Raw genomic sequence first — 20,831 nt, forward strand, 5'->3', positions numbered from 1 at the left:
CAATGAATTGTCATTACGACTACCACCTAGTAGTTCTAGTGCTAAGCTTACGCGTTTGAGCACACTCGTGTGCTTGGTCCGGCGGTTCGCCAGACCTCATCTTATTGCGGAGTTTTATTGCCCCGAAAGATAGCAACTCGCTATCGCCCTTCGGGACGCTCCGCTCGATAACGAGTCACTATCTTTCGGGGCTTCAAGGGTAAGCTTGTGTTGCCATATGCTGAGGACCTGGACGCGAATAGAATTCACGTCCAGGTCCCTACAAATGTAATTTTCCTTTGCGGCGGACCTATCTCCAGCCTGTCAGAACCTATTCCGCTGTCCCTACGGGATGCGTTCTACAAAATCATTGACAACCCCATACTTCGAGAGCGCGAGCTCATGCTCGCTGAAGACATAACCAGCGAGATGGTTGCGTTCGACAAGTACAAAAATATTCTTGAGCTTGAGACAGATCTCGCTCAAATCGTCGAGCTCATCATTCTATTCTGCGAAAGCGAGGGCAGCCTAGCGGAACTAGGCGCATTTGCCGTGATAAACGAAATTGCGAAAAGACTCTTTGTTGTTGTTCGGGAAAAGCACTGGGAAGCGCTGTCCTTCATAAAGCTAGGACCACTCCGTCTTATCGAAAATCAGTACGGAAGAGAGTCAATTTACGTCGTCGACGACGACGATATTGGCATGAGGGGCAACTCAGCAAGCGCTGTTAACCCCGCGATACTCAAGGACAGGCTACTAGTGCCTCTAACGGTTCGCCTTGAGAAGCCACGCGAGCCAACCACCTTCGACGCAACCAGGTCTGGCCACGTAATTAAGCTGATAGTTGGACTCGTTCAAGAATATGGCGCGCTGCAACAATCTGAAATTTCTCACTTGCTGCAGATTCTAAACGTAAGCCAGACAACAGACGAAGCCATACAGCGATACTTATTCTGTGCGGAAAAGGTTGAGTGGCTCAAGCGCGTCTCAAAAGGAGCAATCGACTATTTTGTTGCGCTAGCGAAGGCGGACGACGCCGCCGTTATTCACTCAAAAGCCTCAGCGAAAGAAAAACATCGGCCACGTCGACGACTCCTGATTCGAGAGCATTGGCAAAAAACCGATCAACAGAGATTTAGGGCCATCTCTCAGGTTGCAAGAGGCGTTGGCGCATGAGTCCACTAATCAATACACTGATAGCCGAAACCGGGCTGAGCGAGCATGACATACTTAGAATTGTCTCAAATGCACCTCGCAGATACAAGACCTACACGATCCCGAAACGCAACGGAGGCAGACGCATTATTTCTCAACCAGCCCGGGAATTGAAGGCGCTACAGCGGATAGTCGTTAGCGAAGTTCTCTCAAAGCTTCCGGTTCACTCATCCGCAATGGCGTATAGAACAGGATTGTCAATCCGCGATAATGCGGCCGCTCACGTTAACAATGGTCCGATTTTGAAGTTTGATTTCAAAGATTTTTTTCCATCAATCATTGCGAAAGACTGGATTCGTTATTGCAAAGAGAAAAACATATTCTCGGATCCGGGTGACATTGGGATCAGCACTCAACTACTATTTCAAAAGAGTTCCGGTAGCAGCAAATTGCGTTTGGCCATCGGAGCACCTTCATCCCCGTGCGTCTCAAACATTCTAATGAGCGATTTCGACACTAAGATTGCGCAACTTGTGAGCCAAGATCAGGTTACATATACAAGGTACGCTGATGACCTTACGTTTTCAGCAAAACGAACAGGCTTTCTCAACCGCGTCGAAAAATTTCTCAAGCAGGTTCTCAGAGAAGTGGAGAGTCCACAACTTATACTGAATGATTCAAAAACAGTGACCGCCACAAAGAAGTACAAACGCTTTGTGACCGGGCTTGTACTCGCAAATGACAATCACGTATCCCTAGGGCATCATCGAAAACGAAGCATTAGAGCTGCTGTACATCACTATACTCTAGGTAAACTCGATCTCGAAGAACAAGTAAGGCTAGCGGGCATGCTCGCATTTGCTTACGGTATCGAGCCTGCATTTGTAAGTCGGCTCGAGAACAAATATAGTTCCGCTGTTCTTCAGCAATTGAAGACAGTAAAGCTTCCGCCTCGATCATTCTAAACCTGCAAGCATGCGGTGGATCTTCGGAGTCAGTTCTACCGCCTGACCTGATCAGCGCGTTACACTTCGCTAACTCGCCTGCGAGCCCTGGGCTCCACCTCCCTCCCTCCATGCGCCTCCACATCTTCTCCGATCTCCACGCCGACATGGCGGACATCAAGTCGATCGCGGCGCTGCCCGGGGTCGATGTGGTCGTGGTCGCCGGCGATGTCAGTGAGGGGGCGGTGAACGGGTTTGCGCGGCTGCGCGAGATCGTGGCTGCGGACGTGCCGATCGTCATGGTGATGGGCAACCATGAATTTGATCACCGCACCTGCCCTGAGAAGTTGACGCTGGCGCGCGCCGAGGCGGCGCGGTTCGGCGCGCATCTCCTGGAGAACGAGGCGGTCGTGCTCGCGGGCGTGCGCTTTGCGGGCGCCACGCTAGGACAGGCTGCGCGCTTCCCGCGCGCTTTGGTTGACCTGTATCAACAGCGCCGAGGTGAATCCGTATCAAGCTGTCGTCGTCAGAGAAGCGGAGGCAGCATCATGGCCGATACGCAAGCGTCTCTCGTCCCATCCCACGACACCCCCGATCCGCACCGTCAAATCGATTCAGCCGCTTGGGCCGTCTTCTTCATCTGGCTCGGCGTGGTCATGCTCGCCGGGCTTCCCTGGGGCTGGTTCCTGGTGGGCGTCGGCGTCCTCATCCTGGGCGCACAGATGGTGCGGACGCAACAGAGCCTCAAGGTCGACCGGTTCGGCATGGTCATCGGGGTCATCATTCTTGCAGCCGGCCTGTGGGATCTTCTTGCCTTGCCGTTGCCGCTCATGCCGATGATCCTGATCGTGCTGGGCGGATATCTGCTCTGGAAGACGCTTTCGACGACGGAAGCCCGCTAAAGCGGCGCACGAAACGTCAGGAGGCTCGGATGAGCGGGACAGCCCCGTAGGGTGCGGGGCGGTTTGCAATGGTGGGCACGCGCCGCCTTGCGGCGGCGCTTTGCCCTACGGCGCTACTTGAAACACACCGACGTGTCGTTCAGGTCGAACGAATTCCCCGGCATCGGCCGCAGCGGCGTCAGCTTGGGGTTGGCGGTCAGCAGCCGCTTCGAGTAGGCGCCGAGCGCGGCGTTCATGGTGTTCAGCCGATCCTGCGCGTCGGTGCGTTGCAGCGGCAGGGTGATCACCCCTGACGCGTAGACCTCCGCACGTGACCATTGCTGGCCCTGGACGATGCGGCCGACGAGGCGCGACTTCAGGTCGGCGGCGCTGTCGCCGGCGGCGCTCTTGGCCCCGACGACATCAGGCGGCAGCAGGCTGGGGTTGACGATCCAGCCGCGCGGCTTGGCGATGGTGTTGCCGAACAGGATCAGCTCGTCGACGGTGTTGTTCAGCGCCACATAGTCGCGCAGCGGCAGGCTGGCGTCGCCGGTGCCGGTCTCCTGGACATGGCTCGCCAGATGCGGGCCGGTGGCGCAATAGGTGCCGAAATTGAGCTTCACGCTACCGGACTGCAAGGTCATGTAGCTGCCCACGTCGGAGCCGCCCGGGGGCGACGGCGCGTCGTCGCCGCAGAAGGTGCCGTGCGAGGAGGCATCCTGCAGGGAGTGCAGATAGAGCCCGATCCGGGCGATCTGTACCGGCACCGGCGGCTTCCTGGGATCGTCGAACAGCACGCCGGTGGTCCGGCTCTTGTCGTCCAGCCAGGACTTCAGCTGGGTGTAGTCGACATTGCCATTGCTGTTGTCGAGAATCTTCGGCCCGGATGTTACGTTGATCGCCGGCCCGATCGCGTAGTTCTCCAGGAGCGGCACGTTGCCGCTGATCGGGACGTTCGCCAGGCATTTCGGGCCGCTGAAGTTCGACGAGCCGTTCGGCGTGGTATATCCGGCGGTGCACAGCAGGCCCGGGCCGTCGTCGGGCTTCATCGCCCATTGCCTGAGGTCGTACAGCGTACCCTGATAGACGCTGTCGATGGTGATGGGATAGCCGGGCGGCGGATAGTGGAACGGATACACCGCCTGCACGCCGCTGGCGCCGTGCACGTCGGTGCCCTGCCCGTTCGGCGAGAAGTTCAGCAGATAGTGATACAGCGGCCCGTCGGTGGTGTTGTTGGTGCGCTGGAAGCCGTTGAACTTGGCGGTGATGTAGCTGGCGCCCGAATTGGTCGATGTCGCCTGCCCGCCGCACTGGTCGATCGGCGCATATTGTGCGTAGTCGGAATTCTCGTTGTAGGCGGCGATCCAATAGGCCACGTCGGCGCGATAGCCGAGCGCCTGGGCGATGAAATAGGTCGAGTCCGCATGGATCATGCTGCGGCCGGGCGGAATGACGGCGAACTGCACCGCCTCGAGCAGGCAGCCGCGGTTCAGCGCCTCCGCCGGATCCTTGCAGGCGCTGGCCGGCGCGAGACAATTCTTCAGCCCGTCCTTCACGCGCGGGATACAGATGTCCTCCAGGAACGCGTGCGCGGGGCGCGGCGCGGTCAGGCCCCAACCGAGGGCCACCGATGCGGCGACGACAGACATGGTCGACAATGCAAAACCGATGCGCATGAGAAACTCCTTTGGTGATTTGAAATTCAGCCGGCCAGGACTGCGCCATGGCAAAACGCCATGCGCCCGACCGGTGGGTTGAAACGCAGCTCGTCCGCGATGCGCGCATCACGGATTCGGCAAGCCCGATTTGATCCTATATCGGACGATTCATCAACCTATAGTTGCCAAAAATCACCGTTGCCGCGTAGCCCGGATGAGCGAAGCGACATCCGGGTTCATCGCTGGCGCTGCGGCAGACCCCGGATATCGCTTCGCTCATCCGGGCTACGGTCACCGCCACTTCGGATCGTTGATATGGTTGATGTCGTGATCGTCGGCGGTCCACTCGCGGATATGGACCGAGCCGTCGCGCGCGACTTCGATGAGCTTGTTCACGAGATCGGCGTTGCGGACGGAATAGAGATCGAGCGCCTTCTGAAACAGACTCATCTGCTCATCCCGCGTGCCCTTCGGGATCAGGATCACCAGCTCGGCATGTACGTCGAGCTTGGCATATTCCTTCAGGAAATCTCTGCGATTGTCGGTGACGATGATGTAGTCGTTCGCGCTTGCGAACCGCACCAGATTCCAGTCCTGCCAGCCGCTCTTGCCCAGATGGGTGACGTAGTCCGCCTGATAGCCGCGCGCCTTTGCCACTCCCACCAAGGCGCCGCTCAGGCACTCGTCGATCAGGAATCGTTCGCTCAACGGGTGGCTGCCGCGTTCTCCGCCGATCGCCAATCGGCACCATAGGTGACCTCGGCCCAGCGGATCACCGCGTCGATGCCATCGATCGGCAGGCTCGGATAGTCGGCGAAGATCTCCTGCGCCGGATAGCCGGCGCGCAGGTAGGCCAGGATGGTTTCGGCGGGCACCCGTGTCCCGCGAACCACCGGATCGCCGCTCATGACCGTCGGATCACGAACGACCTCTGACCTGACGGCGACCTTGATGGTCATGGCTGCCTTCCTTTCCCGCGGCTGTCATCATAGCGCGATAGGCGCCGGGGGGCGAGACGGGAATTTGGCTTCGTCCAAACACCGGAACGGTGGGCACGCGCCGCCTTGCGGCGGCGCTTTGCCCACCCTACGGTTCACCGCTCGCGACTGCGACCGAAGTGACGTGATCGCTCAGCGCAGCCCGCCGGTCACGTGCAGCGTCTCGCCGGTGACGTAGGACGCATCGTCCGAGGCGAAGAATGCCACCGCGGCGGCGATCTCCTCGGCCTTGCCGACGCGCGCGAGCGGCGTGGCCGTTTCGATCCAGTTGCGCATGTCGCCCTCGTGCAGGCCGGCGGCGACGACTCCCTCGGTCACGATCATGCCGGGATTGATGGTGTTGACGCGGATCTTGCGCGGCGCCAGCTCCTTCGACAGCACCGAGGAGATGGCGTCGACGGCGGCCTTGGTCGCGGTGTAGACGGCGGTGTTCGGCGGCGTCAGGGTGGACACGCCGGAGGAGATGTTGACGATGCTGCCGCCGGCCGGATTGAAATGCCGCGCGGCCTCCTGCGACACCAGGAGCAGGCCGAGCACGTTGACGTCGAACTGGCTGTGGAAGTGCTCCGGCGTGATGCCGTCGAGCGGCGCGAAGGCGTAGACGCCGGCGTTGTTGACGAGGATGTCGATCGGGCCGAGCGCCTTCACCGTCTCGGCGACGATGGTCTTGACGTCGCCGGGATTGGCGAGGTTGCCGCCCACGGCCACCGCCTTGCCGCCCTTGCCGGTGATTCCCGCCACGACGCGGTCGGCGCCCTCCCGGCTGGAGCTGTAGTTGACGGCGACAGCGGCGCCTTCCTCGGCCAGCCGGGCCGCGATCGCGGCGCCGATCCCCTTGGACGCGCCGGTCACCAGCGCCACCTTGCCCTCAAGTCGCTTGCTCATCTTGCTCTCCACATTGCGCCGCCTGCGGCGTTCGGTTCAATCGTTCAGAACTAGTGAACTATTGAACGCGCGCAAGGCCGTCGCTATATGTTTTTCATGGCGCAGCTGTTTCACCCGTCGCGCGAGGACATCACATTAGCGGGAGTGCTGGCCGCCCTCGCCGATCCCTTGCGGCTGCGCATCGTCAGGAGCCTGATGGAACGGAAGGACTGCATGTCCTGCACCGAGGCCGCGCCCTGCCCCGGCATCGCCAAATCGACGCTGTCGAACCATTTCCGGGTGTTGCGCGAGGCCGGCCTGATCCACACCACCAAGCAGGGCGTCGAGCATCGCAACGTCGTGCGCGAGGCCGACCTCAATGCCCGGTTCCCGAAATTGTTGAAGACGATTCTGGGCTACGCGGAGTAGCCGAAACGTAGGGCGGGCAAAGGCGCGCCAGCGTCGGTTTTGTCGGGCACCATTTTGCACGCGCCGTGCCCACCGCCCGCACCCGCCAGCGTCGATGGTGGGCACGCGCCGCCTGACGGCGCCGCTTTGCCCACCCTACGGTTCACTGTCATGCGAGCGCAGCCGTTAGGTCAGATTGGATAGCGCCATTTCAGCGCGCGACGGGCGAAGAAGGCGGCCACCGCGACGATGGCCAAAGCGATCAAATCGGCCTTGAGCGCAGCGGACGGAAAGCGGACGAACATGGGCGTGAAGATCAGCGCGAACAGCGCCAGCAGAAGGCCGTTATAGGTGTAGTACAAGGGCGACTTGAAGATGCCGGTGGGCGCCAGCTCGGCGTGGGACATCGGTTGCGGCAGCAGGAACGCAATCAGCAAGCCGATAAGGTCTGCACCGTCCATGACGTCGACGTTCGTCCATTCTGTGCGTTCGCGCTGATGTGCTCCGCAGGGAGTAGCTGTCTCGCCTGGCCATCACAAGTTCCGCGTGGTCACGCGTCGATCACATCTTCATGTGTCGTCGGCATCCGATGATTGGTTCGACGCCACCGCGCAATGACAAGCTTTGGAGCAAATGCGCACGCCACCGTGCCTGCCGTCGATGGTGGGCACGCGCCGCCTGACGGCGCCGCTTTGCCCACCCTACACGTCACGGGCCGGTCGCGTAGGAGAGCAAGGGCGCATCACTGCGGACGTAGCGACGGAGACAGGAGGATCCCCGCCCCTACTTCTCCTCCTCCATCGTCACCGCGACGGCGCCGATGGCCGACAGCCGCACCTTGTCGCCTTCGACGCCGGCGACGAGGCCCTTGTCGATGAAGTGATGATGCCCCTTGTGGCTGCCTTCGCCGCTGTCCTTTTTGGTCAGCTTGATGCGGTTGCCGTCGACGCGGTCGACGGTGCCGACATGCGCGCCGTCGGCGCCGATGACTTCCATGTGTTCCCTGATGTCCTGCATTGGGGGAGTGCTCCGTGGCTGATGTGGAAGCAGCTTCAACCGGCAGATGGGAGATGTGTTCCGCGACGCGCCTCCGCGCAGACGCAGCCGCAGGGTGGGCAAAGGCCCGCCCGGCTCGATCTCGTCGGCACGCCCCGCCAGCCCACCCTCCGACAGCGTCATGCGCGGCGAAATCCTGCTGCGCCTCGCGGCTGATTTCGCCAACACCATCAGGCTGATCGGTCGTGTCCAGACCTTCCGATAAAAATAAATTACTTTCTATTTTTCTGAATTCATGATTGTCTACGCCCATCCTGGCCCGCCGAGAGGGGCGTATCGCGATCGTCACGAGACGTGGGCCGGAGATGCGGTGGCTGTGGGTGTGCCGCAGCGGGCTCGAGGCCCGCCGACGAACGGCACGCTTGCGGACGTGAAGACGCGTGGTCCTGGCGCCCCGAAGCTGGCGCCAAGTGCGGCGGTGATGATGATCCCGCCGTGCGACGGTGGCTACAAGCCGGACACCGGGGAGATCGCGTTATAAGCGTGAAAACCATCGCGCGGGGAATGCCGGGATGCCTCGGCTGAACCTGTGGTGACTGCCGCCTGCTTATCTTCTGCAGGCGGGCCATGGGTGCGGCCAGCGCCCGGCATTCCCCGCGCCCTCTCCCTTCAGAGGGCCGACGACCGGCAAGGCTCGGGCGCCATCGGCGCCGCGGGATCGCGTCCGCTTGGCCGATGCTAGGCCTTGCGCACGGTGCCGAGGAAGCCCTCCACCGCCACGCGGAAACGATCGGCATCGGTGGACATGCGGCGGACGGAGTCGACCATTGCCGCGCCCGCATTGCCGGTCTGGCGGTTGAGCGCTGCGACCGAGCCGATCGTGTCGGTCACGGCGCGGGTGCCCTGGGCGGCATGCTGGAAGTTGCGCGAGATCTCGGTGGTGGCGGCGCGCTGCTCTTCGACCGCCGCGGCGATCGCCGTCATCTTCTCGTCGATGCTGGAGATGTTGTGGCTGATGGCGCGGATCGCCTCGACCGACTCGCCGGTGGCGGCCTGGATCTCGGCGATCTGGCGGGTGATGTCGTCGGTCGCGGTCGCCGTCTGCGCCGCGAGGTTCTTGACCTCGCCGGCGACCACGGCGAAGCCGCGGCCGGCTTCGCCAGCGCGCGCCGCCTCGATGGTGGCGTTGAGCGCCAGCAGATTGGTCTGCGCGGCGATCGCGGTGATCATCTTGACCACCTCGCCGATGCGGTTGGCGGCGCGGTCGAGCATCTCGACGGTGGCGTTGGTCTGCGCGGCCTTCTCCACCGCCTGGCGCGCATCGGCCGCGGAGGCCTGCACTTGCGCGGCGATCTCGGAGACCGATGCGGTCAGCTCCTCGGTGGCGGCGGCGATGGTCTCGAGATTGCTGGTCGCGGTCTCCGCGGCGCTGGCGACCGCGGCCGTCTGCTCGGTGGACTCGTCGACCAGCTTGCGGACGTCGCCGGCGCTGGAATCGAGCTGGCCGGTCGAGTTGCCCATGCTGACGATGACCGCCTGCACGGTGTCGTCGAAGCTCTTGCAGGCGCTGTCGATCGCCTGCGAGCGCTCCAGCCGGCGGCCCTGGTCGAGCTCGCGCTCGCGCGACAGCCGGTCGGCGGTGGCGGCGCTCTCGCGCAGGCCCTCGAGGGCGGCAGCCATGGCGCCGAACTCGTCGGCATGAGCGAACTGCGGCACCGGGGTCTGGTAGTCGCGCTGGCCGATGCGCTGGATCGCCTGCATCAGGACGCCGACCGGGCGCATCAGGCGGACGCGCACCGCGCGCAGCGCCAGGCCGGCCACCACGAGCGCGGCCAGGAAGGCGAGCGACTGGACGACCAGGCTGCTCAGCGCGGCGGTCCTGATCTCCTCGGCGCGCGCGATCGAGCCGTCGAGCGCGGTCATGCCGACGGCGATGATGCCGGCGAACGGGCCCTGGCAGAACGCGTTCCATTCCGGCGCCGGCATCGCCGGCTTGCCGCTGCCGTCAAACCCCTTGGTGAGCTGGTCCATGCGCTGATGGGCGGCCTCGACCTCGGTGCGCGAGGTCTTCACGGCCCCGGCGAGCGCGGTGCTGCCGCCGCCCGCCAAGAGGTCGTCGAGCCCGGACCAGCCGGCCGCGACGGTGCCGCGCCATTGCGCGACCGCGCCCTTCTGGGTATCGTCGAGCGGCTTGGAGGCGTTGATGTTGGGACGCAGCGCCGAGCACTGCAGGCCGTAGCGGTCACGGACCTGCCAGGCCAGCCGCCGCGCCTGCACCATCTTGGCGATCGCCGGATCGGTCATCCAGGCGCGGTTCGAGACCGCGAGCGAGGCGGCGTTGGCGACGTCCAGCGTCTTGGTCATGGCCTGGTACCAGGCCTGCGTATGCGCCAGCACGCGTTCGGCGCGCGGCTTCGCGGCTTCATCGAACAGCAGCTTGAACTGCGGAACCGTGGCGTCCCAGCTCGATTTCAACCGGGCCAGCAGGTCGTCGCGCTCGGGCATGTCGACGCCGGCGAGTGCGGCGACGATGCCGTCATAGCCCTTGGCCTCGATGCCCTGATATTCGGTGAGCTTGGCGCGCGGATCGTCCTCGCTCAGCAGCACGCTCTGGATGTCGCCGCGATGGGCGCGCATGACCAGGACGTTCTGAAAGATCGCCTTGTCGGCCGCGGTCAAATGCTCCGTCGCGACGCTCTCGCGATAGCGGCCCGCGGCGCCGCTCATCAGGATCGCCGTGGACACCAGGATGCCCGCCGCCAGCACCGACAACAGCACCATCAGCAGAGTACTGACCGATTTCTTCATCACGCGCCGCCCCACACCAGAAAGTGGCAGGATGACGCGATTGCACAAATTCTTCCTTAACCATGGACCGGCACACCGGCGCCCGAGGTAATCAGTTGCCGAAATCCCCTGCTCCACGCCAACAAAAAATGCGCAAGCCGCAACGCGGCAGACGTTGGCGCGCGCTGCGGCGCGATGCGAAGCGAATCGCAGGGCGCGGTGCGCAGCGGCTGGGCCGGACGGTGGGCGCGGCGCCGCGGTGGATCAAGATCACCTGCGGCGCCTTGGTGCTGCTCCTGACCTTCGCGCTGGTCAATCTGGCCTATCACGTCCTGCGCAAGCCGACCGAGCTGTTCGTGGTGACCGGTCATTCGCTCGACAAGGAGCCGGAGGAGACGTGGCGCCAATATGGCGCGCTGTTCCGTGAGAGCTCGACAGGATCGATCACGCCGGAGCTGCTCGCCGCCCTGGCGCAGACCGAGAGCTCGGGCAATCCGGTGGCGCGCACCTATTGGCGCTGGCGCCTCGCGTGGAATCCGTTCGCGCTGTATCAGCCGGCTTCCAGCGCCGTCGGCTTGTTCCAGATGACCGACGGCGCCTTTGCCGACGCCGCACGGTTCTGCATCCGGGAGCACGAGGTGGTCAGCGACGGCTGCGGGTCGCCGAGCCTGTACGTCCGCGCATGGCCGGCGCATGCGGTGGCGCTGACGGTGATCTCGCTCGACCGCCAGGTCGCCGCCGTGCTCGCACGGCAGCCTGGCGCCAAGCCGAGCGCGCAGCAGCGGCAGGATCTCGCAGCCGTCATTCATCTGTGCGGCGCCGGGCCGGCGGCCGGATTCGCGCGGCGCGGCTTCAAGCCGGCCGATGGCGAGCGCTGCGGCGACCATTCGGTCGCGGGCTATCTCGGCCGCGTCAATGCGATGAAGAAGCAGTTTCAGAAGCTCTCGGCGGCGGAGCGGAGCTAGCGCATGGCGCCCGCTCGGCGACATCGAGAGCCCGCCCGGTTCCGCGTTAAGCACGTCGGATTCACTGATGTGGGCAAAGCGCGCCCGTTAAGACATTGGCAACGAACTGCCGCGCATTTTCTCCGTCCCATTAGTACAGGAGTCACCATGTCAGAGATCGGCATTCCCGGCGCGCGCATCCGGTCCTTCATCGAGCGGATCGAGCACCTCGATGGCGAATTGGCGGAGCTGAACGAGCAGAAGAAGGAAGTGTTCGCCGAGGCCAAGGGCGAAGGCTTCGACGTCAAGATCCTGAAGGAGATCATCAAGCTCAGGAAGCAGGACCAGGACGAGCGCGACGAGCACGAGACGCTGCTCGACACCTATCTCCGGGCGATGGAAGCGGCCGAGACCGGGCCGGCCAGCAAGACCCCCGAGCGCAAGGCGGCGTGACGCTGCCGACCGACGAAGGCGCGCGCAGCCGATCCGTGCCGCGCGCTGCCCTCCCCCGGGATTTTTCCTTGCCCGGTTCCATCCGAGCCTCTAACGCTACGCTTCTGCCGCGCCCGAGGATAAGATGACCGACGCAATGACCTGCCCGCAATGCCGCTCCGAGCACGCCTATCAGGACGGCGCGCTGTGGGTCTGTCCCGAATGCGGCCATGAATGGAGCGGCGACGCCGCCCTTGCGGCGGCGGCCGGCGACGACGCCAGCATCCGCGACGCCAACGGCAACGTTCTGACCGACGGTGACAGCGTCATCGTCATCAAGGACCTGAAAGTGAAGGGATCGTCGTCCGTCGTGAAGGGCGGCACCAAGGTGCGCAACATCCGCCTGCAGGAGGCGAGCGACGGCCACAACATCGCCTGCAAGATCGACGGCATCGGCCAGATGAACCTGAAGTCGGAGTTCGTGCGCAAGGCGTAGGGCCTCGTGCTCCCGGAACATTCGCGACGCCATGGCGTTCGGATCAACAACGGGAGGATGGCCATGCTGACGGACGACCAGATCGCGACGCTTTCGGATATCGGCCAGGCAATCGCCTTCTCACCCGGCCGGCAGGACGAACTCGATGGACTGATCCGCGAGGGTTATGTCGCCAAGGACGGCGACATCTACGAGCTGACGGCGAAGGGGCAGAAGATCCTGACCGATCGAGGTGCCGGATTGAACGAGGCCTGACGACGCGGAGGCTCCCAGCACCGGGCGTCGGGGCGTCTATATCAGCGCCACCGGAAGTCTGGCATCAGGCCGGATATCATCCTGGGGATCGACGGTTCGTCTGCGGACGCCCGTGCGAACCGAACTCTGATTCAGCCAATGAACGGCGATACTCCGCCCGAAGCCCCCGAAGCCAATGTCCGCGAGCGCCGCAGGACTGCGCAGGCGCTGCCTGTTATTTGACGCAATAGGCCCCGCTCAGCCTCGGCACTCAGGCCGAACCACGCAACACGAGCAAATCGCCAAATGATCGAGCAGCAAACACGGGCCAGTTGCCGAACGCTGCGTGATCCAAGCAGTGAATCCATCACGCTTCTGTCGCCATGAAGTGACACCCGTAGCAATCCGTCCCGTAGCAGCACGACCTGGATTCATCACTTGGCATGAACTCTGCTTTCTCGATCCTGACCGGGTCCCACTCTTTGGAGGCAGAATCAACGTGCTCGTCACTCTCGTCGCAATGCTATGCAACGGCCAGCTCTGCATGGAGAAGGTCGTCACCAACAGCGAGATGTCCGGCATCACGATGACATCCTGCGCCGTCAGCGCGCAGATCGGAATCGCAGACTGGATGTCCAAGGGTCCCTATCACGAGTGGCATCTGCAGAGTTACAAGTGTGTCGCCGGCAAGTACGTGCCGAAAACCAGCGCCTGATCCGCTTTGTCCGTCCGGCCGGCGACCGGATATCCGGGGCCGGCCGGACGGAGGAGCTCTGCACGGCTGTCGAATGTTCGACCCCAGCCGCGTCGCATTCGGGACACCGCAGCAAAAAACTGCTGCCGCTCGCATGCAAACGAGCCCCGAAGCGGCGAATTCGATGCGCAATTGCGCTGGCCCGCTTCGTGCAATGCACCCTCGCGACAATGAGGGATGACGTCATGCCATTCTACAGCTTCCATTGCGCTGCCTGCGCAGAGGATGTCGAGTTGCTGATCGGGATGTCTGAAAAGCCTGTCTGTCCGACCTGCGGCAGCCGCAAGCTGACCCGCCTGCCCTCGCTACCGGCGCCGCCGGCGCGCAGCCCCGGCCTGATCAAGGCCGCGCGCAGCCAGGCAGCACGCGAGGGGCACTTCAGCAACTACAGCCGCGCTGAACGGAAGAAACGCTGACCCGGTCGGGGGGCCGGCGCTCAGCCTCAATCCGATGTGATCTGCACCTCCGGCACGTCATCCTCGGGATCGTCGATGTCGAGGCCGTCCTCCTCGTCCAGATCGATCCCGGAGAGGCAGATGTCACCGTCGTCGATCACAAGCTCGACCACAGACAACGTCCGGCCCTGACAGGGCCCAATGAAGCATTGTCCGGTATCGAGGTCGAACTGGGCACCATGCTCGCCACAAACGAGGAAATTACCTTCCTCGTCCATGAACTCGCCCGGATGCTTGTCGAGGCGGGCGCCCTGATGCGGGCAGGCATTCTCGAAGCCGTAGAAGTTGTTGCCCTTGCGCGTGACCAGGATCGGCCAAGGCTTGGCGCTGCCGTCGGGCTCGCGGCGCTGGAGAACAAAGCCACGCGCCGCGCCATCGTCCACCTCATAGGTCGCGCAGATCGCAAACAGCGTGCTCATCGTCCGCCTCTTCTCGCCTCGCTTGGCGTTTTGGCGCATCCGCGACATCGCAGGCGCGCTGAAGAGGCTAGCAGCAAGCAGCATGCCAGCCAGTGCCTGACAGGCAGATCGTGGGCCTCAGGCCGGTGGCATGCCGAGGCGGCCGATCCCGGGAAATTTCAGCGCCGGCCGGCGCAAATCGACGCCGAGAACTCCCCCGAAGAAGTTCAGCTCGACGCCCTCGATCCAGCCGACGGTGACACCGAGATAGCCACCGAGCGATACGAACAGACCGGTCCCGGAGGCCGTGCGCCCCCACCAGCCGTCAAAAGGGAAGTCCTTGCCGATTGCGGTCGGCGGCAGCACGGCGTTCAGCTCAGGAACCGCGTGCAGCGCCGCCTGCACGAAGGTGTTCGAATTCGGTCCCGGCCAGGCATTGTAGTCGCCATAGGCGCGGAAGCGGTAGTTCTCGATCACGCTGCGGATCCTCGGAATCACCCGCTCGGCTTCTTCGCCGTCGACGGCCAGCACCGTCTCCGGCAACGCGCCGAACCAGCGACCATCGGGCGCGAAGCCATCGACCCGGATCGGCTCACCCCACGCGGTGTAGTCGTAGCGGGTATAGCGCGGGCCGCCCTTCTCCTTCACGACGATCCAAGTGTGGACCGCGAAGATGCCACGCCAACGCACCGTGCGCGCAGCAAATACGCGGACCACCGCGTCGGCATGCTGAGCTGGCGATGGCAGCAGGCCCGCGCTCGAACGGTCCGCGGTCTGCCAGCTGCCGCGGCGATCGCCGCGCAGATAGTTCGCGGCCGACAGCGAGATGGGCACGAAGATGAGCAGCAGGAAAGCGAGCACGGGCTTTTTCACGATAGGCGAGAACAATGGGGAGGCATCGAGGAATGACATCCATGTAGTCATCGCACCCGCCGTCGCCAGCGCCGGCCTGCACGCCGCCTTCACAATCCGGACACCACGCCAGTGCTGAAGACTCAGTGCCGGCGGAAACCACCGCCCGGGCCGGAACGCCCGCCACCGCGAGGGCCGCTGACGCCCACACGCGCAGCACCCATGGCGGGGCCGCCCCCGATATGCGCCAAACCGATTTGCGGCGAAGTCCCGATCATGCGCATGCCGCCCATCTGCGCGCGGGCGCTCTGCGGCGCACCGCTGCTTCGGCTCATCAACGGCTGCACCATGGGTGGCGTTGCAACTCGCGCGGGACCAGCAGCCACGACCGGAGGTGCGGCGGGGCCGGCGGCCGTCGCAGGCGGCACACGACCTTGCATGCCCGAAGGCGGTCCGGATCGTTGGCCTGTGCCGGCGACCGCGCCCGGCTGGATCACCCCGCCGGGACCGCGCCCCGGCATCCCCGGGGTCATGCCAGGCTGAGGCGGATTTTGCGCCATGACCGGCGGATGGCGATGCCAGTAGCGGTTCCAGAACGCATGCCGATGATACCAAGGCCGGCCGAAATAGAAGCTGCTCCAATAGGTGGTCAGCGTGAAGCCGACAGTCGGCACGTACTCGACATATTCTGGCAGCTCAACGTACTGCTCACGATACAGATAGGCGAGCGTCCGCGCCGCGACCCAGCCGCGTTCGCCTCCGAAGCTGACATCGCACCACGCGCCGCCTTGAATGCAGCCATGGATGGTGATCCTGGCACCGGCCGGAATGCGCTCGACGACGGGAAAACCGGGGCCCGGCCCTGCGCGCATGGTGGCCGCGGTACGCACCAGGCCCGGCGCAGCCACCGCCAGCGAGGCGGGCGTGGCAATCAACAGCGCAGCAACGAGACACGTTCTGAGTTTCACCACGGGCACCCTCCTGTCTGTTTGCCGGAGCGAACTCGGGCGCGAGACTCTCGTGCCCGCATGCGCGGCTCAGGCATCCACTTTACAGGGATGGTCGCAGACTATCGCGGCAACCTCACGGCGCTCCGTTGTCGGAGAGGAGTTGCGCTGCTCCACCGAGACCGCGGCGAAATGCTTCGTCGAACGTCACGCCACGGAATTGCCACCGGTCCTGCTTGCCGGCGCGATCGAGGCGCCATTGCGTGACCCAGCCCAGTTCGGCATCGTCCCAGGTGAGATCGCCAAACAGCATGACATCGGCTCCGGGAAACCACGACGCGACCGCCGCGGGCTGGACATCGTTCAACTTGGTGCGCTCAATAGCGGCCTTCGAGACCTCGGAGGCGCTTGGCAGAGCGATCTCGAGCCCACGCTTGACAGCCGCTGCGCGCAGCGCGTCGCGCTGCAGATCGGACCTCCGGTCGTCGGATGCAACGAAGAAAGTACGACCGCCCGACGTCATCGTCACAATCAGGGCAATCGACGGGCGCGGCGCCGGCCACGGCTTGATGTTCAAGCTCGCAAGCAACTGATCGATCCGCGCGCGATCGAATGACACGGTCAGGTCATATGGACGGTCGCGCGTGCCCTGCTCGTCATGCTTCGGCTTGCCCGACATCTGATCGTGATAATCGAAGCCGGTGACGAACTCCGCGGCCCGCGCCTCGAGTGGTGCGAGCCTTGCATCGTTTCTGAGCTGAAATGCACCGGACACCTTGATCAGCACGTCTTCCAGACATGCTGCAAAGGCCGCCCGACGATTGTCCTCGCCCTGACCGGTCACGACCGTCTGCGCCTGGTACAGGTCGGTCGGGGCCGCAGTCGCAATAGTGCAGTTCCCGACGACCATCATCATCCAGAGCCCGAGACGCCATACGCCCCGTCCGCGGAGAGCACCGCACTGTCTCATCGCGCCCCTCGATCCGGCTATGACGGCTATTTCTGCCGATCGAGCTTGACGATCGTCGGTGTGGCGGCGTCAGACGTCGAGAACGTCACGCGATCGCCGGCGTGGATGTTCTCGATCATGGCGTTGTCCTTGATCTTGAACTCCTGGGCTGCTCCGGACGTGTTGGCGCCGACGGTTCCATCGGGAATGCGCTTGATCGCGATCGTGCCGTTGAGACGGTTGATCCCCGTGACCATGCCCGCCGTACCCTGCTCCGCTGCCAGAGCGGGCAGAGTTCCCACAAACATGGCGACCGTCGTCAGAATGATGCCAACTGCTCTCATCGCTGTTCTCCTGCCTTGCTTTTCGCGGCAAACAAAACACCACGAATTCTTTGGTTCCCCGAAAGGCCGCAACCCGAGCCACACTCTGTGAATCGCCGCTGCAGATCCTTATGTCGGCCGATGCGGACGACACGAGCTCGAGCAAGGCGCAACCGCATAGCCTCATCGACCGGCTGCCCTCATGTAATGATTTGCACGGGTTTGTCATCACTCCAAGGCGGACCAGAGTCTCTCCGCGCGCGCAGGATCGACCGGACCTGTCACGTCGAATTCATCAATGCGTCATGTTGCGCCTTGACAGCGCCGGCCGCCGGGAGGACGATCATTGCTGTCGTCCATTGCGGTAGCCGTTCAGGGTGCCGATGATGTTGGAACGACGACGATCCATCTGATTGCAGGGAGGTTCAATGACTCCACCTCCGTACCAGGCCCGCTGAGTGCGACGGTAATCGCTCGGACCATCGCATAGCGGCAAATCACGAACGGCACGCCGGGTCGCGGCTTTGTGGGCTGCATCAGCGAGGCATGGCCCCTTGCCCACCCGGCGCTGTGCCGTGAATCTGGATCATCGGATCAGTGCGAACTCGGCAGCTCTCATTTGGGGAGCTGTGGTTCTGTGGTCCTCCCACGCGCCTCCAAACGCAATCCATCGTCAACGCAATCCGTCGTCAGCCAATCCGTCGTCCGCGTAGTCGATCGTCAACCGAGGCACGGCGGGCGCATAGGCCACCCGCCGCTCGCGTCGCACAATGCCGTAGCTACTTGGCTGTAGCTACTTGGCCGCAGCTACTTGCCGTAGTCGTAGAAGCCCTTGCCGGTCTTGCGGCCGAGCTGGCCTGCGGCCACCATTTCCTTCAGCAACGGCGCCGGCCGATACTTCGGATCGTTGAAGCCATTGTAGAACACCTCCATCACCGACAGCATCGTGTCGAGACCGATCAGATCGGCCAGCGCCAGCGGACCGATGGGATGATTGCAGCCGAGCTTCATGCCCTCGTCGATGTCCGCCGCGGTCGCAATGCCTTCCGAATACGCGAAGATCGCCTCGTTGATCATCGGGCACAGGATGCGGTTCACGGCAAAGCCCGGGCTGTTCTTCGCGGTGATCGCGACCTTGCCGATCCGCTTGGCGAAATCGGCGGCGGCCGCATGGGTCGCATCCGAGGTCTGCAGGCCGCGGATCAGCTCGAGCAGCGCCATCATCGGCACCGGATTGAAGAAGTGCATGCCGATGAACCGGTCGGGCCGATCGGTGGCGGTGGCCAGCTTGGTGATCGAGATCGAGGAGGTGTTGGTCGCGATCAGCGCCTCGGGCTTCAGGCCGGCACAGAGGTCCTTGAGGATCTTGAGCTTCAGCTCCTCGTTCTCCGTGGCGGCCTCGATGACGAGGTCGCAGCTCGACAGCTTCGCCTTGTCGGCAGTGCCGGTGATCAGCGACAGCGCCTTGTCCTTGTCGGCGGCCGTCATTTTCTCCTTCTTGACCAGGCGATCGAGGCTGGAGCCCACCGTGGCGAGCCCGCGCGCCACCGCCTGCTCGGAGATGTCGACCATGACGACCGGCACGCCCGCGGCCGCGCAAACCTGCGCGATGCCGTTGCCCATGGTGCCTGCTCCGATGATGCCGACCGTCTGAATCATTGCCGCTTCCTCTCAGTCTCTTCCGCGGGGACCGCCCCGTCCTGCGCCGTTGCTTAACAGGCTATCGGCCCGCGGGGTAGACCCAACGCAAGGGCTGAGAACGGGCCGGCTGCCCCGCGGTTCGCCGGCATCGGGAAGCGGGCGCATCCGGCCAGGGCTGGTCCGCATGCACAGGAACGGATGCAACCTGCTCTGGTTGGTCTCGTGCCCGCCGAGACGAGTCGCGCCCGCGGCACGGCATCGGGCGTCCCCGAGCGTTTCGACCCAATGACGCGAAGAATGGAGGAGGACATGGGACTGGCTCAATACGCCATCGTCGCGGTCGACGATCATTGGAGCGTTCTGCATGACGGCAACGCCCATGGCGACTACGCGACCAAGGAGGCTGCGTTCGAATCCGCTGCATCAGCCGCGACGCTGGCCATCAAGCAAGGCCACGAGGTGCATCTCAGCGTTCCGGGCAATGACCCAGATCGATCGAACAACTAATCAGCACCACGACGCTGTCGTCTTGTTCCAACAGGACCTCCAGGGATAGTGAACTGCACGCTAACGTGTGTTAGCGACACAAGGCCGACAGGCTCGCAGACTCCTGTTTGAAGCAACAGGAGTTCGCCATGAGCGTCACCCGGAACCGGCGTAAGCAGACAGTGTCGTTCGGCCAGCGGCTGCAGCAGGCTGCAACAGCTGCCCGCGAAGCGGCAGCACGTCTTCCCGTAGGCCCCGAGCGCGACATCATGCTGAAGAAGGCGATGCAGGCGGAGACGGCGGCGCATATCAACGAGCTGTTGAGCGCACCGGTGCTGCACGCCGCCGAGCGCTAGAGCGCGCGCCGTATCGTCTGCTGCGGCTTTGAAAGGAACCCGAACGCCCTCACGACGCTTTGCTTTCGAGGTCTGGTCTCGGCGAGAGGACGATGATGGCCCGGGTCGTGATCGGCACATCGGGATGGCACTACGGGTCCTGGCGCGGCGCGTTCTTTCCGCCGGGACTGCTGATCAGACATCAGCTGCCCTACTACGCCAGCCAGTTCGAGACCACGGAGCTGAATGGCGTGTTCTACAGGACGCCGACGGAAGCTGCCGTCCGTGGCTGGCGCGATCAGACCGGGCCCGATTTCGTTTTCGCCTGGAAGGCCTCCAAGTTCATCACGCATTGGAAGCGCCTCTCTGCGCGCTCGGTCAACAGCATCGCGCTGATGGAGAGCCGGCTGTCGCTGCTCGGCGACAAGGCTGGCCCCGTGCTGTTCCAGCTGCCGCCGCAATTCGAAGCGAATCGAGAACGGCTCGAGTCGTTTCTCCCGCTGCTGCCGACGCACCGGCGCTACAGCTTCGAATTCCGTCACCCGAGCTGGTACACACCGGCGATCATGCGCCTGCTGAGGGACGCGAACATCTCGCTCTGCCTGTCGGACCATCACGACGCGCCGGCGCCGTGGATGCGGACGGCCGATTTCGTCTATGTGCGCGGCCATGGCCCGGGCGGCCGCTACAAGGACAACTATCCGGACGCGACACTCGAAGCCTGGGCCAAGCGCATTCGCGCCTGGGCGTCGCACGGCATCGACGTCTACGTCTATTTCGACAACGACCAGAAGAGCGCGGCGCCCGCCGACGCTCTGCGGCTACGCCGGCTGCTCGCGGCATCTTCTCACCAGGCACGCCGCGCCGCGCGCGCCAGTTCGTCGGGACATCGTGCACATCTCTCGGTTTAGGTCT

26 protein-coding genes are annotated in these 20,831 nt (G+C 63.6%); 13 read left to right on the forward strand and 13 right to left on the reverse strand.

The annotated features are described in order from the left end of the window. Positions 1-207 precede the first annotated feature (207 nt). The 3 genes from ACQR1F_RS05700 to ACQR1F_RS05710 all read left to right on the forward strand — a co-directional run bounded on the left by ACQR1F_RS05700 (position 208) and on the right by ACQR1F_RS05710 (position 2,980). On the forward strand, positions 208-1,155 hold the full coding sequence (locus ACQR1F_RS05700; protein ID WP_434912654.1) for a retron St85 family effector protein: 948 nt from the start codon (positions 208-210) through the stop codon (positions 1,153-1,155). Next, on the forward strand, positions 1,152-2,099 hold the full coding sequence (locus ACQR1F_RS05705; protein WP_434912655.1) for a retron St85 family RNA-directed DNA polymerase: 948 nt from the start codon (positions 1,152-1,154) through the stop codon (positions 2,097-2,099). Before ACQR1F_RS05700 ends, ACQR1F_RS05705 begins: the two co-directional genes overlap by 4 nt. 110 nt (positions 2,100-2,209) lie before the next feature. Further along, positions 2,210-2,980, forward strand: a complete 771-nt coding sequence (locus ACQR1F_RS05710) for a metallophosphoesterase (RefSeq protein ID WP_434912656.1) — start codon at positions 2,210-2,212, stop codon at positions 2,978-2,980. 113 nt (positions 2,981-3,093) lie between these two features. On the opposite strand, the gene ACQR1F_RS05715 is transcribed toward ACQR1F_RS05710, so the two are convergent. From ACQR1F_RS05715 to ACQR1F_RS05730, 4 genes are all read right to left on the reverse strand, one after another. Continuing rightward, positions 3,094-4,635: a hypothetical protein gene (locus ACQR1F_RS05715; RefSeq protein WP_434912657.1), complete on the reverse strand. Its 1,542-nt coding sequence runs from the start codon at positions 4,633-4,635 to the stop codon at positions 3,094-3,096. Positions 4,636-4,908: 273 nt separating this feature from the next. Then, complete coding sequence (locus ACQR1F_RS05720; protein WP_434912658.1) at positions 4,909-5,325, reverse strand: DUF5615 family PIN-like protein; 417 nt, start codon at positions 5,323-5,325, stop codon at positions 4,909-4,911. Further along, positions 5,322-5,576: a DUF433 domain-containing protein gene (locus ACQR1F_RS05725; RefSeq protein ID WP_315800195.1), complete on the reverse strand. Its 255-nt coding sequence runs from the start codon at positions 5,574-5,576 to the stop codon at positions 5,322-5,324. Before ACQR1F_RS05725 ends, ACQR1F_RS05720 begins: the two co-directional genes overlap by 4 nt. Positions 5,577-5,747: 171 nt before the next feature. Then, positions 5,748-6,500: an SDR family NAD(P)-dependent oxidoreductase gene (locus ACQR1F_RS05730; protein ID WP_316236601.1), complete on the reverse strand. Its 753-nt coding sequence runs from the start codon at positions 6,498-6,500 to the stop codon at positions 5,748-5,750. 96 nt (positions 6,501-6,596) lie between these two features. Between ACQR1F_RS05730 and ACQR1F_RS05735 the strand changes: the two genes are divergently transcribed. Further along, positions 6,597-6,908: an ArsR/SmtB family transcription factor gene (locus ACQR1F_RS05735; protein WP_315800197.1), complete on the forward strand. Its 312-nt coding sequence runs from the start codon at positions 6,597-6,599 to the stop codon at positions 6,906-6,908. A 170-nt stretch (positions 6,909-7,078) separates the two neighbouring features. On the opposite strand, the gene ACQR1F_RS05740 is transcribed toward ACQR1F_RS05735, so the two are convergent. From ACQR1F_RS05740 to ACQR1F_RS05750, 3 genes are all read right to left on the reverse strand, one after another. Beyond that, entirely contained in the window at positions 7,079-7,348 is a 270-nt protein-coding gene (locus tag ACQR1F_RS05740; protein WP_315800198.1) for a hypothetical protein, read from the reverse strand. A gap of 322 nt (positions 7,349-7,670) precedes the next feature. After that, positions 7,671-7,904, reverse strand: coding sequence for a DUF2171 domain-containing protein (locus tag ACQR1F_RS05745; protein WP_315800199.1), 234 nt, complete (start codon positions 7,902-7,904; stop codon positions 7,671-7,673). Between the two features lie 717 nt (positions 7,905-8,621). Further along, a complete protein-coding gene (locus ACQR1F_RS05750) occupies positions 8,622-10,691 on the reverse strand; it encodes a methyl-accepting chemotaxis protein (RefSeq protein ID WP_434912659.1) in 2,070 nt (689 codons plus the stop codon). A 128-nt stretch (positions 10,692-10,819) separates the two neighbouring features. Between ACQR1F_RS05750 and ACQR1F_RS05755 the strand changes: the two genes are divergently transcribed. The 6 genes from ACQR1F_RS05755 to ACQR1F_RS05780 all read left to right on the forward strand — a co-directional run bounded on the left by ACQR1F_RS05755 (position 10,820) and on the right by ACQR1F_RS05780 (position 13,946). Then, entirely contained in the window at positions 10,820-11,635 is an 816-nt protein-coding gene (locus tag ACQR1F_RS05755) for a transglycosylase SLT domain-containing protein (protein ID WP_434912660.1), read from the forward strand. A 147-nt stretch (positions 11,636-11,782) separates the two neighbouring features. Then, positions 11,783-12,067 (forward strand): DUF2312 domain-containing protein, encoded by a 285-nt coding sequence (locus ACQR1F_RS05760; protein ID WP_315712263.1) that lies wholly within the window; start codon positions 11,783-11,785, stop codon positions 12,065-12,067. Positions 12,068-12,191: 124 nt separating this feature from the next. After that, positions 12,192-12,542 (forward strand): zinc ribbon domain-containing protein YjdM, encoded by a 351-nt coding sequence (locus ACQR1F_RS05765; RefSeq protein ID WP_316215682.1) that lies wholly within the window; start codon positions 12,192-12,194, stop codon positions 12,540-12,542. Between the two features lie 63 nt (positions 12,543-12,605). Then, positions 12,606-12,797: a hypothetical protein gene (locus tag ACQR1F_RS05770; RefSeq protein WP_434912661.1), complete on the forward strand. Its 192-nt coding sequence runs from the start codon at positions 12,606-12,608 to the stop codon at positions 12,795-12,797. Between the two features lie 478 nt (positions 12,798-13,275). After that, on the forward strand, positions 13,276-13,491 hold the full coding sequence (locus tag ACQR1F_RS05775) for a hypothetical protein (RefSeq protein ID WP_316215681.1): 216 nt from the start codon (positions 13,276-13,278) through the stop codon (positions 13,489-13,491). Positions 13,492-13,715: 224 nt separating this feature from the next. After that, entirely contained in the window at positions 13,716-13,946 is a 231-nt protein-coding gene (locus tag ACQR1F_RS05780) for an FmdB family zinc ribbon protein (protein ID WP_316180817.1), read from the forward strand. A gap of 26 nt (positions 13,947-13,972) precedes the next feature. On the opposite strand, the gene ACQR1F_RS05785 is transcribed toward ACQR1F_RS05780, so the two are convergent. From ACQR1F_RS05785 to ACQR1F_RS05810, 6 genes are all read right to left on the reverse strand, one after another. Continuing rightward, complete coding sequence (locus ACQR1F_RS05785) at positions 13,973-14,404, reverse strand: Rieske (2Fe-2S) protein (protein ID WP_315800204.1); 432 nt, start codon at positions 14,402-14,404, stop codon at positions 13,973-13,975. Between the two features lie 117 nt (positions 14,405-14,521). Continuing rightward, on the reverse strand, positions 14,522-15,244 hold the full coding sequence (locus tag ACQR1F_RS05790) for a DUF3750 domain-containing protein (RefSeq protein WP_315800438.1): 723 nt from the start codon (positions 15,242-15,244) through the stop codon (positions 14,522-14,524). 134 nt (positions 15,245-15,378) lie between these two features. Further along, the gene (locus ACQR1F_RS05795; RefSeq protein ID WP_434912662.1) at positions 15,379-16,206 is read right to left on the reverse strand and encodes an SH3 domain-containing protein; all 828 of its coding nucleotides are present in this window, start codon (positions 16,204-16,206) and stop codon (positions 15,379-15,381) included. Positions 16,207-16,318: 112 nt separating this feature from the next. After that, positions 16,319-17,098 carry a DUF2066 domain-containing protein gene (locus tag ACQR1F_RS05800; protein ID WP_434912663.1) on the reverse strand — a complete coding sequence of 260 codons (780 nt, stop codon included), beginning with the start codon at positions 17,096-17,098 and terminating at the stop codon, positions 16,319-16,321. Positions 17,099-17,178: 80 nt separating this feature from the next. Continuing rightward, on the reverse strand, positions 17,179-17,475 hold the full coding sequence (locus ACQR1F_RS05805; protein ID WP_434912664.1) for a copper-binding protein: 297 nt from the start codon (positions 17,473-17,475) through the stop codon (positions 17,179-17,181). 786 nt (positions 17,476-18,261) lie between these two features. After that, positions 18,262-19,113: a 3-hydroxybutyryl-CoA dehydrogenase gene (locus tag ACQR1F_RS05810; protein WP_315800207.1), complete on the reverse strand. Its 852-nt coding sequence runs from the start codon at positions 19,111-19,113 to the stop codon at positions 18,262-18,264. Between the two features lie 291 nt (positions 19,114-19,404). On the opposite strand from ACQR1F_RS05810, the gene ACQR1F_RS05815 reads away from it, so the two are divergent. From ACQR1F_RS05815 to ACQR1F_RS05825, 3 genes are all read left to right on the forward strand, one after another. Continuing rightward, positions 19,405-19,602 carry a hypothetical protein gene (locus tag ACQR1F_RS05815; RefSeq protein WP_315755672.1) on the forward strand — a complete coding sequence of 66 codons (198 nt, stop codon included), beginning with the start codon at positions 19,405-19,407 and terminating at the stop codon, positions 19,600-19,602. 128 nt (positions 19,603-19,730) lie between these two features. Further along, on the forward strand, positions 19,731-19,937 hold the full coding sequence (locus tag ACQR1F_RS05820; RefSeq protein WP_315800208.1) for a hypothetical protein: 207 nt from the start codon (positions 19,731-19,733) through the stop codon (positions 19,935-19,937). Positions 19,938-20,032: 95 nt separating this feature from the next. Then, entirely contained in the window at positions 20,033-20,827 is a 795-nt protein-coding gene (locus tag ACQR1F_RS05825; RefSeq protein WP_434912719.1) for a DUF72 domain-containing protein, read from the forward strand. Positions 20,828-20,831 lie beyond the last annotated feature (4 nt).

The organism is Bradyrhizobium sp. HKCCYLS3013 (assembly GCF_051167615.1).
Taxonomy (GTDB): Bacteria; Pseudomonadota; Alphaproteobacteria; order Rhizobiales; family Xanthobacteraceae; genus Bradyrhizobium.

What these genes read in the sequence shown, in the direction of transcription:
- ACQR1F_RS05705 (WP_434912655.1), top strand. Translation starts at nt 1,152, where the DNA reads ATGAGTCCACTAATCAATACACTGATAGCCGAAACCGGGCTGAGCGAG.
- ACQR1F_RS05710 (WP_434912656.1), top strand. Translation starts at nt 2,210, where the DNA reads ATGCGCCTCCACATCTTCTCCGATCTCCACGCCGACATGGCGGACATC.
- ACQR1F_RS05715 (WP_434912657.1), bottom strand. Translation starts at nt 4,635, where the DNA reads ATGCGCATCGGTTTTGCATTGTCGACCATGTCTGTCGTCGCCGCATCG.
- ACQR1F_RS05725 (WP_315800195.1), bottom strand. Translation starts at nt 5,576, where the DNA reads ATGACCATCAAGGTCGCCGTCAGGTCAGAGGTCGTTCGTGATCCGACG.
- ACQR1F_RS05730 (WP_316236601.1), bottom strand. Translation starts at nt 6,500, where the DNA reads ATGAGCAAGCGACTTGAGGGCAAGGTGGCGCTGGTGACCGGCGCGTCC.
- ACQR1F_RS05735 (WP_315800197.1), top strand. Translation starts at nt 6,597, where the DNA reads ATGGCGCAGCTGTTTCACCCGTCGCGCGAGGACATCACATTAGCGGGA.
- ACQR1F_RS05740 (WP_315800198.1), bottom strand. Translation starts at nt 7,348, where the DNA reads ATGGACGGTGCAGACCTTATCGGCTTGCTGATTGCGTTCCTGCTGCCG.
- ACQR1F_RS05745 (WP_315800199.1), bottom strand. Translation starts at nt 7,904, where the DNA reads ATGCAGGACATCAGGGAACACATGGAAGTCATCGGCGCCGACGGCGCG.
- ACQR1F_RS05750 (WP_434912659.1), bottom strand. Translation starts at nt 10,691, where the DNA reads ATGAAGAAATCGGTCAGTACTCTGCTGATGGTGCTGTTGTCGGTGCTG.
- ACQR1F_RS05755 (WP_434912660.1), top strand. Translation starts at nt 10,820, where the DNA reads ATGCGCAAGCCGCAACGCGGCAGACGTTGGCGCGCGCTGCGGCGCGAT.
- ACQR1F_RS05760 (WP_315712263.1), top strand. Translation starts at nt 11,783, where the DNA reads ATGTCAGAGATCGGCATTCCCGGCGCGCGCATCCGGTCCTTCATCGAG.
- ACQR1F_RS05765 (WP_316215682.1), top strand. Translation starts at nt 12,192, where the DNA reads ATGACCGACGCAATGACCTGCCCGCAATGCCGCTCCGAGCACGCCTAT.
- ACQR1F_RS05770 (WP_434912661.1), top strand. Translation starts at nt 12,606, where the DNA reads ATGCTGACGGACGACCAGATCGCGACGCTTTCGGATATCGGCCAGGCA.
- ACQR1F_RS05780 (WP_316180817.1), top strand. Translation starts at nt 13,716, where the DNA reads ATGCCATTCTACAGCTTCCATTGCGCTGCCTGCGCAGAGGATGTCGAG.
- ACQR1F_RS05785 (WP_315800204.1), bottom strand. Translation starts at nt 14,404, where the DNA reads ATGAGCACGCTGTTTGCGATCTGCGCGACCTATGAGGTGGACGATGGC.
- ACQR1F_RS05800 (WP_434912663.1), bottom strand. Translation starts at nt 17,098, where the DNA reads ATGATGATGGTCGTCGGGAACTGCACTATTGCGACTGCGGCCCCGACC.
- ACQR1F_RS05805 (WP_434912664.1), bottom strand. Translation starts at nt 17,475, where the DNA reads ATGAGAGCAGTTGGCATCATTCTGACGACGGTCGCCATGTTTGTGGGA.
- ACQR1F_RS05810 (WP_315800207.1), bottom strand. Translation starts at nt 19,113, where the DNA reads ATGATTCAGACGGTCGGCATCATCGGAGCAGGCACCATGGGCAACGGC.
- ACQR1F_RS05815 (WP_315755672.1), top strand. Translation starts at nt 19,405, where the DNA reads ATGGGACTGGCTCAATACGCCATCGTCGCGGTCGACGATCATTGGAGC.
- ACQR1F_RS05820 (WP_315800208.1), top strand. Translation starts at nt 19,731, where the DNA reads ATGAGCGTCACCCGGAACCGGCGTAAGCAGACAGTGTCGTTCGGCCAG.
- ACQR1F_RS05825 (WP_434912719.1), top strand. Translation starts at nt 20,033, where the DNA reads ATGGCCCGGGTCGTGATCGGCACATCGGGATGGCACTACGGGTCCTGG.